Here is a 15,473-nt window from a genome sequence, read left to right on the forward strand (position 1 = left end):
AGACGGGTGAGAAGCCGCGCTGATCTGATGGCGGCCTATCGGGCTATAGGGGGAAGTTGCTGTGCTTCTTCCATCGGCCTTGCCGGCGTTCGAATGCGAACCGTTCCGCCCGCAACCGCCTGCCGACGATGATGCCCGCCTGTGTCAGCGTGCCTCGGTGCTCGGGGTGAACATGCGCACGATCTCGCGTTTGAGGATCTTGCCGCTGGGTCCTTTGGGCAGCTCGTCGAGGAATTCGATGATCCGCGGGATCTTATAGGCGGCGAGATTCTCCCGACAGAACCGCTCGACCTCATCTGCGCCGAGGTCGGAACCTGGAGTGCGGGCGATGACAGCGGTCACCTGCTGACCATACTTCTCATCCGGAGTGCCCACGACGCTGACCTGATCGACCTCCGGGATCTCATAGATGACCTCCTCGATCTCGCGCGGGTAGACGTTGTATCCGCCGTGGATGATGAGGTCCTTGATACGGTCGACGATGAAGAGATACCCGTCCTCATCCACCCGGCCGAGGTCGCCCGTGCGGAACCACCCCTCGGCGTCGAGCACCTCGGCGGTGGCTTCGGGTTTCTTCCAGTAGCCGGCCATGACTGCGGGCCCACGCAGCAGCACCTCACCCACCTCATCGGCAGGCAGCTCTTCGCCGCTGGCGGGGTCGACGGTCTTGACCTCGAATCCGGGGACGGCCGGACCGACGCTCGTGGGCTTCCTCGTCCCGTGCAGCGGGTTGAACGTGCCCAGTCCGGACGTCTCAGTGAGCCCGTAGCCCTCCGCCAGCGGTGCCGTGAAGCGATCTTCGACCCGACGGACCACCTCGGCGGCGATCGAAGCGCCACCCGAGCTGATGATGCGCAGGTCCGGTGCTTCGCCCTCGGGGGCCTTCGCCAGTACGGACATCCACATCGTCGGTACGCCGGAGACGATGGTCGTCTCATCCTCGGCGAGTGAGGCGATGAATGCCTGCGGGTCCCAGCGGGGGAAGAGCGTCACCGGTGCGCCGGCACTCATCGCCGGCAGGGTGACGGCTGCCAGGCCGAACACATGGAAGAGCGGCAGGCCGGTCGCGGACCGGTCCGACGGGTTGGCCTCGATCATCTCCCGGACGATGTCGGTCGCCGAAATGAAATTGCCCAAGGTCAGCATCGTCCCCTTCGGCTTGCCCGTCGTGCCCGAGGTGTAGAGGAGTGCGGCGATATCGTCCCAGGCGAAATCGGCACGGTCGACGGTGACATCGGACTCGGCACCCACCTCGGCGCGGGGGCCCTCATTGCCGACGATGGCCAGGGTGCGGAACTCGACGTCATGCTGTGCGGCCGCAGCCTTCCCCGCCTCGGCCGAGGCTGGATGAGCCACGAGTACGCGGGCTTCGGAATCGGTGAGGATGTAGTCGAGCTCCCTGACTGTCGAGAGCGGATTGACGGCGACGACCACCAGCCCGGCAGCGTGCGCACCGAAGAACTCGATGAGGAACTCCGGACAGCTGGGCGCAATGAGCACGATCCGATCGCCGGGGCGGACATCCGCAGTGAGGTACCGGTCACGGGCGGCACCGATTTCGCCGAGGAGGCGCACCTTCGACAGCGTCACCCGATCTGGTCCCGGCGGCGTGGCCGCTGCGACAGACTCCGGGTCCTTCTCCGCCCAAGGGGTGAGCAGATCAATGATCGATGTGCGCGACTTCGTGGTCATGAAACTCCTTCGGATCACGACGTGGACGGGCCCGCGCGGGGCTCGACAGCAATATGTGGATGCTGAAATACTTGAAACTGAGTACAGGTTCAACTATAGGTCGGCCGCGTTTCGGACACAACGGGTGCGCCGGAGAGGAAGAGGACTATGGAGATCGAGGGACGCACTGCCGTCGTCACCGGGGCCGCATCAGGAATCGGGGCGGCACTGGCCAGGGCACTGCATGAGCGTGGAGCCCGGGTGCTGCTTGCCGACCTCGCCGAGGCGGTCACGGACACCGCGGCACAACTGGGCCAGCCGCACTGGACCGGGGACGTCTCCACGGCAACAGGCGTCGACGATCTGCTGGCCGCCGCCGACCGCGAACTCGGCGACGTCGATCTCTACTTCGCTAATGCCGGGATTGCCGGAGCCCCCGGCATCGGCGGCGAACACGACTGGGACCGCATCCTCGACATCAACTTGCGGGCGCACATCCGCGCCGCAGAACGGCTCGTACCCCGGTGGCAGACTCGCGGGGAAGGATACTTCGTGGCCACCGCCTCGGCGGCGGGACTGCTCACGCAGATCGGGCAGGCCGGCTACTCGGTGACCAAGCACGCCGCGCTCGCCTTCGCCGAATGGCTGTCGGTGACCTACGGCGACGAGGGAGTGGGTGTCTCCGTGCTCGCCCCGATGGGAGTGAACACGAAGATCCTGTGGGGAGAGGACCCCGACTCTCTGAGTGCAGAGGAACTCGCCGCCCAACGGGCCGTGTCCGAAGCCGGCAACGTCCTCGAACCGGCAGAGGTCGCCGAGGCGGTCATGGCCGCCGTCGAATCCGAGACCTTCCTCATCCTGCCCCACCCCGAAGTCCTCGATATGTACCGGATGAAGGGCTCGGATTATGACCGCTGGATCCGCGGGATGCGCCGCTACCAGGCAAAGCTGCGTGGCAGCGGCGCTGCGGACTGAGCCGACTACGCAGACTGGGCCGATTAAGCAGGCTGGGCCGCGACGGTCTCCGTGCGCAGGTGCTCACCTGGCACGGCCGTCGGGGACTGCCTGACGGATTTCGGGTTCGTCTCCTTCAAGGCCAACGTCGACACGACGGTGATCAGCGCCATCGCACACACGAACAGCGTGATCCCCAGCGTCGACCCGTCCATCTTCGCGATCAGCCACGTCATGACGATGGGCGTCGAGCCCGACACGACGATCGCGCTGAGCTGATAGGCCAGAGAGACCGCGGAGAAGCGGATCTGCGGGGCGAACAGCTCACCGAAGTACGCAGCGATCGGGGCGTAGATGAGTGACTGGAACACGCTGGCCACACTGATCGAGACCGCGAAGAGGACGATGCTCGTCGTGTTGATCAGGGCGAAATAGGGGAAAGCCCACACCAGCAGGCCGACGCCGCCGATGATGATGACCGGACGGCGACCGATCTTATCGGCGAGCCTGCCGCCGATGAGGATGGTGGCGATGCCGACCACACACGAGAACATGGCGGCGATGAGCATCTGTCCGTAGTCCATGCCCAGATAACTCGTGCCGTAGGACAGGGCACCGGCGATCGTGATGTAGAAGACGCAGTTCGTTCCCGACAGTGTGCCCGCTGCCAGCAGGATCGTCTTCCAATGAGACTTGATCGCCTGCCACAGCGGTGCCTGCACGACCTTCGGCTTGGCCGCGGACACATCGTTCTCGAGCTTCCTGAACTCGGGGGAGTCCTCGACTTTGAGCTGGATGTACATGACGATCGGCACGAGCAGTGCCGTGGCCCAGAACGGGATTCGCCAGCCCCAGGAGACGAATGCCGCCTCATTGACCGTGGACGAGACGATGACGAAGGCCAGATTGCCCAGCAGGGCGCCGGTGGGTACGCCGACCTGCATGAACGACCCGGAGAAGGCCCGATGCTTGGGCCCGGCGGACTCGCTGAGCAGCAGTGCCAGTCCGCCCCACTGTGCGCCGCAGGCGATGCCCTGGACGAATCGGCACGTGACGAGCAGGACCGGGGCCATGATGCCGATGCTCCCCGCCGATGGCAGGCAGCCGATGAGGAAGGTGAAGACGGCCATGCCCAGCAGGGCGATGACGACCATGGGTTTGCGGCCGATCTTGTCGCCGAAGTTGCCGGCGACGAGTCCGCCGACCGGTCGTGCGATGAAGCCGGTGGCGAAGGTCGAGAACGACAGGAGTGTGCCGGTGACCCCGCTCGCATCAGGGAAGAAGACCTGAGGGAAGACCAGTGCGGCCGCTGTGCCGTAGAGGAAGAAGTCGTACCACTCGATTGAGGAGCCGACGAGACCGGCGGCTCGCAGCCCGGCATGCTTGGCCGGTGCCGCCTGCGGTGGGGTGGTTTGTGCGGTGGCTGACATGGGAGATTTCCTTCATCGTTGAAAATGGTCTCTCAGTGCATGTGGTCAGTGCATGTGGTCGGTGGGGTGTCACTCGAAGTAGCGGCGCGGATTCTTCACAAGCATCGTGTCGATATTGTCCTCGGACACGCCCTTGTCCAGCAGCATCGGAATGACGTCGTCGCTGATGTGGCGGAAGTGCCAGTTGGGTTGGATCTGCGCCTTTTCTTCCTGAGTGAAATAGTCGATGTAGCACGCCGCATCGTGGGCCAGGGTGATGCGTTCGGCATAGCCGCGACGGACGAGTTCGACGATGGTGTCCACGCGTGGTTCGGTCGGCAAGTAGGCGTCGATCCCGAACCGGTCCATGCCCAGGAAGGATCCCGCCTCGGCGATCTGGGACAGGTAGTCAAGGTCCGTCGAGTCGCCCGAGTGGCCGATGATGACCTTCTCCAAATCTGCGCCCTCTTCCTTGAGCACGCGTTGCGTGACTAGGCCGGAACCAGTGGCTGGATTGGTGTGGACGGTGATGGGAGCTCCGGTCTGGGCGCTCGCCTGCCCGACTGCCCGCATCGTGCGCTCGACTCCCTCGGTGAGTCCGGGGGATTCGATGGCGCATTTGAGGAATGCGGCTTTGACGCCGGTGTCGGCGATGCCCTCCGTGAGGTCGCGGACGAACAGCCCCACGAGTGGTTCCGGTTCGTCGATGAGGAGGCCGGGGCCGCGATGTTCGAACTGGTGGGGGAGATCGGTGAAAGTGTAGAGGCCGGTGGCCACGATGATGTTGAGATCGGTCTGCTCGGCCACCTTCTGCACTCGGGGGATGTAGCGTCCGAGGCCCACGACCGTGGGATCGAAGATCGTGTCGATGCCTGCGGCCTTGAGGTCATTGAGCTTGGTCACGGCGTCGGAGATTCTCTCCTCGTCGTCCCATGTCGTGTCATAGTTCTGCCGCATCTCCTCGCTGAGGACGAAGATGTGCTCGTGGACGAGGGTCCTGCCGAGTTCGCTGCTGTCGATGGTGCCGGTGACGGCCTGGACTTCTGTCATGGGTGCCGCTCCTTTGCGTAGACGTCCCTGCCGTGTGGTGTGGTTCGGTTGCACCTTGAAGTGACCCGGCATACACGGCTAGTGTCAGACTAATGAATCTGAACTCAATTTCAAGAGTGGTTTCAGATTCCGGATTCACCTGATCGATTCCGACTCGCTCCACTGATCGAAAGGCAGACAATGACGACTCCCATCAGGCCCACGACGATCGCCGAGATCGACGCGCTCGTCGGCAAAGAACTCGGTCCCACCGGCTGGCACACGCTCGTCCAGGACGACATCAACACCTTCGCCGACCTGACGAATGACCACCAGTGGATCCACGTCGATGAGGATCGTGCCGCTGAGGGTCCCTTCGGCGGCACGATCGGCCACGGTCTGTTCACCCTGTCTCTGGGACCGGCGTTCATGGAGGAGCTTATGGCCTTCGACGGGTTCGCCCACAGCCTCAACTACGGCTACGACAAGGTGCGCTTCCCGCAGCCTCGACCGGTGGGCTCAAAGGTGCGCATGCGGGCCACGATCTCCGCCGTCGACCCGCGCGGAACCGGTTCCGCACAGGTGACCACCACCCAGATCTTCGAAGCAGACGGCATCGAGAAGCCGATCTGCGTCGCCGAATCGATCGGCTACTTCACCGAACACGGCGCAGATATCTGAACAAGGGAGTTTCCATGGACATGTCGACACTGTTTGCACTGAAGGGGCGCAGCGCGCTGATCACCGGCGGCTCGCGCGGGATCGGCAGGATGATCGCCGAGGGGTTGGTGCAGTCGGGCGTGCGCGTCTATATCACCGCCCGTAAGGCCGAGGCCTGTGACGCGACCGCGGCCGAGCTGTCCGAACAGGGAACCTGTGTGTCCCTGCCCGGCGACATTTCGACGAAGGAGGGACTCGCCTCGGTGGTGGCTCGACTCCGGGAGCACGAGACGAATCTGGACATTCTCGTCAACAACGCCGGTGCCGCCTGGGGAGCGCCGTTCGACGAGTTCCCGGAGGACGGGTGGGACAAGGTCATGGACCTCAACCTCAAGGCGATGTTCTTCCTCACGCAGGCACTCGCGCCGGACCTGCGGGCCGCCGCGGCCTCGGGGAGCCACCTCGCCAAGGTCATCAACGTCGCCTCCATCGACGGTATCCGACCCAATCCGCTTGAGACCTACAGCTACCACGCGTCCAAGGCCGGGGTGATCCACCTGACCAAACGCTTGGCCTCCCGACTGGCCCCGGACGGAGTGATCGTCAGCGGCATCGCCCCCGGAGCCTTCGGGACGAAGATGAACAAGGACGCCCGCGACCACGGCGACGAGGTGAAGACGCAGATCCCGGCAGGACGGATCGGCACCGGTGAGGACATGGCCGGCGTCGCCGCCTACCTCGCTTCTCGGGCCGGGGACTACGTCGTGGGGGAGACGATCGTCGTCGACGGCGGTGTCGTCGCCTCCTCCCGTCTCTGACCACCCCGCCGCTCAGGCACACTCCCGTTCATCCGCACTGAGCCCATCGCATTGATGGGCGAGCACATTCCATACGTGCGCGAACTCGTCACAAACGTTCGCGAACCCCGACGAAAGGACACCCGACCATCATGAGAGCAATGCAGCTGAGTGCCACCGACGGCCCCGGCTCCCTCGAACTGCGCGACATCGAGACGCCCTCGCCAGGACCCGGCGAGGTCCTCATCGACGTCGCTTATGCCGGCGTGACCTTCCCCGAACTGCTCCAATCTCGCGGGCAGTACCAGATGCAGCCGCCGCTGCCCTACACAGTGGGGTCGGAAGTCTCCGGAGCCGTGCGTGAGCTGGGCGAAGGCGTGACCGGCCTCAGCGTCGGCGACCGTGTCGTCGGGGCGGCGAACATAGGTGCCTACGCGGAGTCCATCGTCGTCCCGGCCGCCAGCGTCCTCCCGCTTCCGGAGGCTGTCTCGCTGAGCGCTGGAGCCGGAATGCCGATGAACCTCCTGACCGCGGACTTCGCGCTGCGCGTGCGCGGGAGACTCGAACCGGGTCAGACGGTCCTCGTCCACGGCGCCGCAGGCGGACTCGGCAGCGCCCTCGTCCAGGTCGCCCGCGCCTACGGCGGAGAAGTCGTGGGCGTGGTCTCGACCGAGGAGAAGGCGGATACGGTGCGCAGCCTCGGCGCTTCTCATGTGGTCTTGGCCGAACGGTTCAAAGACACGGTCAAGGACCTGCTCCCTGGCGGTGTCGACCTCGTCGCCGACCCGGTCGGCGGTGATCGGTTCACCGATTCCCTGCGCACACTGAAGACCTTCGGCACTCTTCTGGTCCTCGGATTCACCGCAGGATCCATCCCCGAAGTCAAGGTCAACCGTCTGCTGTTGAACAACATCTCCGTGGCCGGAGTGGGGTGGGGCGCGGCACTGGCCGGACGACCGGAGATGGTCGCCACCCAGTGGGACACGCTGTGGCCGCATCTGAGTTCAGGGGCACTCGATCCCGTCATTCACAGCGTGCTCCCGTTGGAAAGGGCGCAGGAGGCCCTCGAGCTCATCGACTCCCGATCCGTGCGCGGCAAGGTCGTCCTCGAAGTCAGAGGAGAGACCGGCGGCGCCGGTGCCCATGATCAACAGACCTGACACCGCATACACCCCCTCACCGAGAAAGCAGGAACTATGGACTTCGCACCAGATGAGACGACCCGCGACTACCAATCCAGACTCAACGCCTTCATGGACGACTTCGTCTACCCCGCAGAACCGGTCTACCACCGGCAACGGGCAGAGGCCGGGGATCCGAACTTCCACCCGCCCGTCCTCGAAGACCTCAAGCGGGAGGCTCGATCCCAAGGCCTGTGGAACCTGTTTCTGCCGTACGACGAATGGGGAGCAGGACTGACGAACCTTCAGTACGCGCATCTTGCCGAAATCACGGGACGCAGTGCGGAGATCGCCCCCGAGGCCATCAACTGCAACGCACCCGATACTGGGAATATGGAGGTCCTTGCGCTCTTCGGGACCGACGAGCACAAGGAGAAGTGGCTCAAACCGCTGCTCGACGGTGAGATCGCCTCGGCGTTCTGCATGACCGAACCGGCGGTGGCGAGCTCCGATGCGACGAACATCGAGATGAGCATCGTTCCCGACGGGGACGACTATGTGCTCAACGGGCGGAAATGGTTCGCCTCGAACGCCCTGCACGCCAATTGCCAGGTCTTCATCGTCATGGGCAAGACCGACCCGAACGCCGAGACCCACCGGCAGCAGTCGATGCTCGTCGTCCCCAAAGACACCCCCGGCATCACCGTGGTCCGGGGACTGCCGGTGTTCGGCTACCTCGACCGGGAAGGCCACGCAGAGATCATCTTCGACGATGTGCGAGTGCCGAAGACTGCGCTGCTCTCCGGCGAGGGTGACGGATTCGCCATCAGCCAAGCCCGGCTGGGACCGGGCCGCATCCACCACTGCATGCGCTCGATCGGAATGGCCGAACGCGCCCTCGACCTTCTGATCGACCGTGCCCAGGAACGAGTCACCTTCGGTCAGCCGCTGGCAGACCGGGCGAACATCCAGGATTGGATCGCCGAGGCACGCGTCGAGATCGAAGCCACCCGCCTCCTCGTGCTCAAGGCTGCGTGGATGATGGACACCGTCGGCAACAAGGAAGCGGCCACGGAGATCGCGGCCATCAAGGTCAAGGCCCCGAACATGGCGCTGACGATCATCGACCGGGCGATCCAGGTCCACGGCGGCGGAGGAGTCACCGACGATTCTCCGTTGGCCAGCTTCTACGCCCATCAGCGCACACTGCGATTGGCCGATGGTCCCGACGAGGTGCACAAACGGTCGATCGCGCGGCGTGAACTGCGACGGAGGAAGAACGCACGGGAGTCCCGATGAGCGTCGAACTCGACCTGCCGAGCCTGGCGAGATGGATACGGGACGCCGGCGAGCCGGTGACCGGTTCGCTCCGCGGGACCCGTGTGGGGCAGGGGCAGTCGAACCTCACCTACCGCATCGACGACGAGGCGGGGCGGTCGTGGATCGCCCGTCGTCCCCCGCTGGGGCACCTCCTCGCGTCGGCCCATGACGTGGCCCGGGAGCATCGGATCATCTCCGCACTCCAAGCAACCGGAGTGCCGGTTCCAGCCACCCTCGGTGTCTGTGAGGATTCCGCAGTCGCCGATGTCCCCGTGGTCATCATGGAACACGTCGAGGGAACCGTCATCGACGACGAGAAGGCCGCCCGAAATCTCGGCCCCGAGGCGCGCAGACGTCTCGGCCTCGAACTCGCTCGGACCCTGGCGAAGATCCACGCCGTCGACATCGACGCTGTCGGCTTGGGCGACCTGGCGTCTCGGAAGCCCTATGCGCCGAGGCAGCTGAAGAGGTGGAGCCGCCAACTCGAGGAGAGCCGGACCCAAGACCGCCCCGATCTCGACGCTCTCACGACGGTGCTGACCGAGCACCTGCCCGAGCCTGGCGAGATCACTCTGGTCCATGGTGACTTCCACATCCGCAACGTCATCATCGACAGCGCCACCGGTGACATCCGAGCAGTGCTCGATTGGGAACTGGCGACACTGGGTGACCCGCTGGCCGATGTGGGCAGCTCCTTGGCGTATTGGACGCAGGCCGGCGAGGTGCCCGACGGCGCCCCGACTGCAGTTGACGGATTCCCGACCCGCGCCGAGATCTCTGCCGAATACCTGGCTGTCTCGGGTCGCAACAAGCGAACGCTCGGCTTCTGGCACACACTGGGGCTGTGGAAGATCGCGATCATCGCCGAAGGCGTCCGTCGCCGCGTCGCGGACAACCCTGCGAACGCCGCTGCCCACGGCGTGCCCACGGCCCGCGACGTCCAGGCGATCATCGATCAGGGATGGGCTGTTGCGCGGGAGAGCGGGCTGACCTCATGAGCTTGCACTCTGCCCGTGCCCGAGAAATGGATTGTAGGATTGGCTGTCATGTCGACGACCGAAGGCTCAGCTGAGGATCTCCCCACGCTCGTGGATACCGCGCTCCTGCGCGATCTCCCGACGACCACGAGGGGAACCCGCACCCGAGCGGCCTTGGTCGCCGCCGCTCGAGTCGTGTTCGAACGTGATGGCTTCATCGATTCTCGGCTGACCGACATCACCAAAGAGGCCAAGTGCTCCACGGGCACGTTCTACACCTACTTCGACAGCAAGGAGCAGGCTTTCGCTGCTGTGCTCAGCGAAGCCCAGGAGGACATGCTCCACCCGGGCCCGCCGCACAGCGGCGACGAAGAGCGCACCGTCATCGAGCAGCTGCGAGCCGGACACCGTGCATACATCGAGTCGTATAAGCGCAACGCGAAGCTGATGCTCCTGCTCGAACAGGTCGCCGCGATCGACGCGAACTTCCGTCGACTGCGCCTCGACCGGGCGCGGGCCTTCTCCAGACGCAACTGCCGGTGGATCCGAAAGCTTCAGGACGAAGGGTATGTCGACCCGAGTCTCGACCCCCTCATGTCCGCCCGGGCGCTGTCAGCGATGGTCGGGCGGATGGCGTACTTCAAATATGCGGTCGAGGAACCGGACTGGGGCAGTGACGAACTGCTCGTGGAGACTGCGACGAAACTGTGGATCAACGCACTGGGCATTCCCACCGACGGCTCACGTCGCAAATAGCAGTCACCGGGCCGTCGGGTGCCCAGCATCGGCCGAGGGCCCAGCGGCCGGTGGCGGGTGGCCGCTGGGCCGAGAACCCATGCACCTTGATCAACGAGGAGACTGACCCATGACAATATCGACGACGTCCCAGCCCTACAGCGGTGCCCCTTTCGACAACGCATCGGTAGCCGCGCGCTTGGCGGAGCTGCCGACGACCGCCGACGCCGAGGCGCTGACGGTGTCCACCGACCAGGGAGAGTTCACTGCTTTCCGGGCGACACCTGCGCATCCGGATCCCGACCTCGGCGACGCGATCCTTCTGCACGGGTGGCCGGAATACGCGTCGTGCTGGGAGAAGACCGCAGCGCTGCTCCTCGAGCAGGGAATGGGTGTGTTCGCCTACGACCAACGAGGATATTCGCCGGGAATACGGCCGGATTCAGTCGGGGAGTATACGATCGCGCGCCTGGTCGCCGACCTCGACGAAGTCTCCCGCGCGGCGGGACTCGAACGCTTCCACCTCGTCGGTCATGATTGGGGCGGACTGGTCGCGTGGCCCTTTGCCGCGAACCACCCGCAGCGTCTGCACACCTGCACCGTCGTGTCGACGCCGCACCCCAGAGCGCTGGGCAAACAGCTGAAGACGGACGACGATCAGTATGAACGCATGGGCTATATGCGGTCGATCCAAGACCACCCGGAGGGAGTGGCCCGAACATTGCTGCGCGATGACGGAAAGAAGCTGGTCGATCTCTACGGCGGCGCCGTCCCCGAAGATCTCGCAGCCTCCTATGTTGCGCGATTCAGTGAACCGGGGGCTTTTCTGTCCGTGCTCAAGTACTACCAGGCGATGGATGGCCGCGATCGGACGCCGAGCACTCCCGTCACGGTACCCACCAGTCTTGTGTGGGGCAGCGAGGATATTGCCTTTTCCCGCGCAACCGCAGAGCTCAGCGCTCGCTACGTCGAGGGTCCTTATCGTTTCGTCCCGCTCGAAGGCGCGTCTCATTGGCTTCCCGAATCACACCCGAACGACATCGCTACCACGGTGATCAGCCAGGCACGGGAGCACGCGGCGAATTAGCGGCGTTCGATTCGATTCTCTATTTCGAATTTGATGTAGGGCGCACGATCGGGGTTGTCATCGGCTCGAGCGGTCAGGATGGGCCGCCTCGGTGAAAGGAAGCGCGAGATCTTTGATGCTGGCGACAGCGGCAGTACTTCACATTCGTGGTATTGGGAGCGTTTGTTCCGTATCGTCGTGTACATGGGCAGGCCACGATCTGACTACACGGAGCCTCTATCGGCAGGCGAGCGTGCCTTCTTGCTTGAGGCCACTGATCTCACAGAAGAGGATCTGACTCCGCAGGCGTATGAAGCTGCGCGCATCCAGATCGCTGAGGACCGGGCGCTCGCGGAGAAAGAGGCGCGTGACTCTGCTCTGACGACTGGCGAGGTGTGCGAACTGCTGGGACGGCAAGGTGCCAGTATTCGTCGCTTGAAGTCGGCAGGTGACTTGTACGTCCTGCCGACGAGTAATGGGCGCGCCACACTGTTTCCAGCTTGGCAGTTCGTGGGCGAACAGGTGGTTCCGGGGCTGCGGACGATCATCCCAAACTTCCCGGAGCATGCGCATCCACTGACTATTCAGCAGTTTATGACAGAGGCGAACGATGAGCTGGACGGCAGATCACCCGTCGAGTGGCTGAACGCCAGACGTGCCATCGAAACAGTGGCTTCGCTGGTTGCTGAGCTGGCGTACGAATGAGTCGGCACCCGTGGGGTTGTGATTCGGATGTGCCTATCTGCTCGTCGCGCGGATACTGCTGTTGACCCACGTCGCCGCTCAATGCGCAGTCGACATGTTCACTGTTGCCATTGGCGGACCCAGGCTCGACCGTAGTCGTTGCCGTTGGGGACACGCATGAGTGTGTGAACATGGAAGCGCTGAGGGGTGTCATAGTCGAGAAACACTCCACAATGGTGGTCGAGCTCGACGATGAGCACCGGTGATTGGAACCGGTAGTAGAACACGTCGCCCGGTTCGGTTCCGCCGATCCAACAGAAATATGACTCGTTCAGGTGCTCTTCGACCTCGCGCAGCTTCGCGCGACGCGGCCCCTCAGGCAGGATGTTGAGAAAGGTGTTGACAAGGTCGACAACAGCCTTCTTGGCCGGAGCATCCAGTGTTCCGACCTGTATCCCTTCGTAGGGGATGACACGATTATCCTGAAACGCCCCGGCCAGATGCCGCTCGTCACCAGGATGAATGCGGCCCTCTGGCATTTCAGGATCGATAATCTCGTCGTATATGACCGCCTCGGCGCGCTGGTCCTGACTCAGCAGAGTCATGAGGGTGGTGCCTGCATCGACACGGTCATCGAAGGAACGCAGACCGGCGTGTGGTCCATCGTCGATTTCGTTGGGCTCTGCCCCGTGGAACACTGGTGATATCGTCATTCGGCCTTCAATGACAAGACAGTTCACGGCACAGTGATGACCGTAGAGTTGCCAACCCCAAGGGGCCCTGGCGTCAGGGTCGCCATAGACGGCGAAGTTGTATGAGTATCGTCCGAGGATGTTTTCCAGACCAACGACTTCGCCGAGGAATTCGTTGATGAGCATCATCGCGTGGGTGAGCTCGAAGCCCTCGCGACTCAAGCTCGCACGGACGAGGTTCAGAGCAGCCTGCCGAACGGGCTCTGCAGCGAATTCGAGCCGTAGACCGGTGTCGAACTGCATGAACTCAGGATTGGCCCAGGTCTGCCATTCGACTGCATCAACCGGGTAACGCAGCTTAGCCCTCTCGTCCGGAGAACACACAGCGAACAATTCCTCCACGGCGCGAAGCATTTCTGCGATGGGAGCTTCTTCGCCGGGTTCGGCCGGGGTCAGAGGGTAGAGGCCTTCGGCGATCTGCCCATCCGCAGTGATCCCTCTGAACTCATTGAGATAGAGGGGCTCCCACCCTGCAATGAGGCCGCCGGTGAATGTGCCCGGAGACTTAGCAACCTCACGGTACTCGTAGGCGTCGAGTTCCTTGAGGTCGTCGATACGCGGATGGCCAGGCGGATACAAGAACTGTCGGAACGGTGTCGACTTCTCTGCAGACATCTAATTCTTTCCTTCGGCAGTCAGATGCGTGATGAAGCATGGGAGGCGACGGCTCGGCGGACGGCTTCGAGGTCACCTGACGTGATTGCGTCGACGAGGTCCTCGTGGACTCGCAGGCGCTCGCCCCAATAGCTCGAATCGACTTCGCCGTCCTGCTCTGCATGGGCACCGGACAGGAATCCCAAGGTGCTTTCGTAGACGGGGCGGGCCATTGAGTTCGGGCAGATCGCTGCGATTGCCGCGTGGAGCTTCCAGTTGCTTTGCATGAATTGATCCCAGGACTCGGCTCCTCGCATTTCGTCGAGGACAGAGTCGAGCACACGGCAGTCGGCTGCAGAGCGGTGGATCGCTGCCTTGACGGCAATGAGCTCCTCGAGTGACTCGCGCAGTTCAATGGCATCCGCGGCCGACGCGGGATCGCCGTCGACGCGCATGAGCGTGTGGCGGAGCCGGACGATCGGAGTTGTCTTCGCTACGAAAAGTCCTCCGCCCCTGCCCGGTTTGACGACGAGGACTCCGCGGTCCCGGAGCAGCTTGACTGCTTCGCTGACGGTGGTCCGAGCCAGGCCGGTCTCCTCACGGATGGTCTCGAGGGTGCCGAAGAAGTCGCCGGCACTCAGCTTGCGCTCGTGGATGGATTCGCGGATCGACTCGGCAAGGTGCTCCCCACGTGAGAGTGGGCGGGAATGACCGTCTGCTGTCGGGAAGAGTCCCCGGGAGAGGTTCTGGACATCGTCAGTGATCTGTGCCATATTTCTATTTAACCATACAAAACATACATATGTTTAAGACCTTTAAATCTTGGGGAGATGCAATGAAGCTCATCGGGCTGGAAGCTCCGGACCGCACCATCGTCGTGGCCAACAGGTTGTCTGCGACCGAAGCGCGGGTCATCGCGGAACTCCGAGAGTTCTGGACCGATGCTGCCGCTTACATCGTGAGTGCCGGTGATTCTGACAGCAGCGCTGACGGCGATGTCGTCGCCATTGCTGACTACCGTGTCGTTCCTCCGGTTCTTCCCGAAGCTCGGGTCATCTGCATCGGACTGAACTATCGTGCTCACCACGCCGAAGGCAGCTTCAAGGAAGAGGCGTTTCCAGAGCATCCGACGCTCTTCGCCCGCTGGACTCGCAGTCTCAGTGTCGACGGTGCCGAGATTCCTGTGCCGGCCAACGAGCGAGGGCTCGATTGGGAGGGCGAGATCATGGCGTACCTCGGGGCCTCTCTCACTGATGCCAACGAGGACGAAGCTCAGGCCGCGATCGTCGGATACTCGACCTTCAACGATGTCACTTCGCGGATCGCGCAGAAACTCACTTCTCAGTGGACACTCGGGAAGAACGGTGACGGCTCGGGCCCACTTGGTCCCATCGTCCCGGCTACTGAAGTCGGCAGCCTCGCCGAAGGATTGCGCGTCCAGACCCGCGTCAACGGTGAGACCGTGCAAGACGGCAACACGGCCGACATCGTCTACTCCCCGGCATCGACTCTGGCCCTCATCTCTCGTACCTTCACCTTGCGGCCTGGTGACCTCCTGGCTACCGGCACCCCCGACGGTGTCGGTTACACGCGCGAGCCCGAATGGCTGCTCCAGCCTGGCGACACCGTCGAAGTCGAGGTCGATCGGCTCGGCACCCTGAAAAATCGCATCACCGCGCGCTCAAACTGAGTGACGCGCCACCC

The 15,473-nt window shown here is 63.6% G+C and carries 15 protein-coding genes; 10 read left to right on the top strand and 5 right to left on the bottom strand.

All coding sequences use genetic code 11. The annotated features are described in order from the left end of the window. Positions 1-144: 144 nt before the first annotated feature. On the bottom strand, positions 145-1,692 hold the full coding sequence (locus HK108_RS13765; protein WP_181271928.1) for an AMP-binding protein: 1,548 nt from the start codon (positions 1,690-1,692) through the stop codon (positions 145-147). Between the two features lie 147 nt (positions 1,693-1,839). Here HK108_RS13765 and HK108_RS13770 point away from each other — a divergent pair, with 147 nt between their 5' ends. Further along, positions 1,840-2,646 carry an SDR family oxidoreductase gene (locus HK108_RS13770; protein WP_139469840.1) on the top strand — a complete coding sequence of 269 codons (807 nt, stop codon included), beginning with the start codon at positions 1,840-1,842 and terminating at the stop codon, positions 2,644-2,646. Positions 2,647-2,669: 23 nt separating this feature from the next. Here HK108_RS13770 and HK108_RS13775 read toward each other — a convergent pair whose 3' ends face one another. Together HK108_RS13775 and HK108_RS13780 are read right to left on the bottom strand one after the other, a co-directional pair. After that, the gene (locus HK108_RS13775; RefSeq protein WP_139469841.1) at positions 2,670-4,055 is read right to left on the bottom strand and encodes an MFS transporter; all 1,386 of its coding nucleotides are present in this window, start codon (positions 4,053-4,055) and stop codon (positions 2,670-2,672) included. A 69-nt stretch (positions 4,056-4,124) separates the two neighbouring features. After that, positions 4,125-5,084, bottom strand: a complete 960-nt coding sequence (locus tag HK108_RS13780; RefSeq protein ID WP_139469842.1) for a phosphotriesterase family protein — start codon at positions 5,082-5,084, stop codon at positions 4,125-4,127. Between the two features lie 180 nt (positions 5,085-5,264). Between HK108_RS13780 and HK108_RS13785 the strand changes: the two genes are divergently transcribed. The 8 genes from HK108_RS13785 (at position 5,265) to HK108_RS13820 (ending at position 12,444) form a co-directional block, all read left to right on the top strand. Beyond that, complete coding sequence (locus HK108_RS13785; protein WP_098730299.1) at positions 5,265-5,744, top strand: MaoC family dehydratase; 480 nt, start codon at positions 5,265-5,267, stop codon at positions 5,742-5,744. Positions 5,745-5,758: 14 nt separating this feature from the next. Next, the gene (locus tag HK108_RS13790) at positions 5,759-6,541 is read left to right on the top strand and encodes an SDR family oxidoreductase (RefSeq protein ID WP_139469843.1); all 783 of its coding nucleotides are present in this window, start codon (positions 5,759-5,761) and stop codon (positions 6,539-6,541) included. Positions 6,542-6,672: 131 nt separating this feature from the next. Beyond that, on the top strand, positions 6,673-7,680 hold the full coding sequence (locus HK108_RS13795) for an NADPH:quinone oxidoreductase family protein (protein WP_139469844.1): 1,008 nt from the start codon (positions 6,673-6,675) through the stop codon (positions 7,678-7,680). A gap of 36 nt (positions 7,681-7,716) precedes the next feature. Next, positions 7,717-8,940 carry an acyl-CoA dehydrogenase family protein gene (locus tag HK108_RS13800; RefSeq protein ID WP_181271929.1) on the top strand — a complete coding sequence of 408 codons (1,224 nt, stop codon included), beginning with the start codon at positions 7,717-7,719 and terminating at the stop codon, positions 8,938-8,940. Next, entirely contained in the window at positions 8,937-9,959 is a 1,023-nt protein-coding gene (locus tag HK108_RS13805; RefSeq protein ID WP_139469846.1) for a phosphotransferase family protein, read from the top strand. The genes HK108_RS13800 and HK108_RS13805 overlap by 4 nt, the downstream gene beginning before the upstream one ends. A 48-nt stretch (positions 9,960-10,007) precedes the next feature. Then, positions 10,008-10,694: a TetR/AcrR family transcriptional regulator gene (locus HK108_RS13810; RefSeq protein WP_139469847.1), complete on the top strand. Its 687-nt coding sequence runs from the start codon at positions 10,008-10,010 to the stop codon at positions 10,692-10,694. Between the two features lie 109 nt (positions 10,695-10,803). Further along, positions 10,804-11,760 (top strand): alpha/beta fold hydrolase, encoded by a 957-nt coding sequence (locus tag HK108_RS13815; protein ID WP_139469848.1) that lies wholly within the window; start codon positions 10,804-10,806, stop codon positions 11,758-11,760. A gap of 240 nt (positions 11,761-12,000) precedes the next feature. Beyond that, positions 12,001-12,444, top strand: coding sequence for a hypothetical protein (locus HK108_RS13820; RefSeq protein ID WP_139469849.1), 444 nt, complete (start codon positions 12,001-12,003; stop codon positions 12,442-12,444). Between the two features lie 98 nt (positions 12,445-12,542). Here the strand turns inward: HK108_RS13820 and HK108_RS13825 are convergent, their stop codons facing one another. Continuing rightward, entirely contained in the window at positions 12,543-13,790 is a 1,248-nt protein-coding gene (locus HK108_RS13825) for a DUF3500 domain-containing protein (RefSeq protein ID WP_139469850.1), read from the bottom strand. A gap of 20 nt (positions 13,791-13,810) precedes the next feature. Next, a complete protein-coding gene (locus HK108_RS13830; protein WP_139469851.1) occupies positions 13,811-14,542 on the bottom strand; it encodes a FadR/GntR family transcriptional regulator in 732 nt (243 codons plus the stop codon). A 62-nt stretch (positions 14,543-14,604) separates the two neighbouring features. Between HK108_RS13830 and HK108_RS13835 the strand changes: the two genes are divergently transcribed. Then, complete coding sequence (locus tag HK108_RS13835; protein WP_139469929.1) at positions 14,605-15,459, top strand: fumarylacetoacetate hydrolase family protein; 855 nt, start codon at positions 14,605-14,607, stop codon at positions 15,457-15,459. Positions 15,460-15,473 lie beyond the last annotated feature (14 nt).

It is taken from the genome of Brevibacterium sediminis (assembly GCF_013623905.1).
GTDB classification, from domain to species: domain Bacteria; phylum Actinomycetota; class Actinomycetes; order Actinomycetales; family Brevibacteriaceae; genus Brevibacterium; species Brevibacterium sediminis.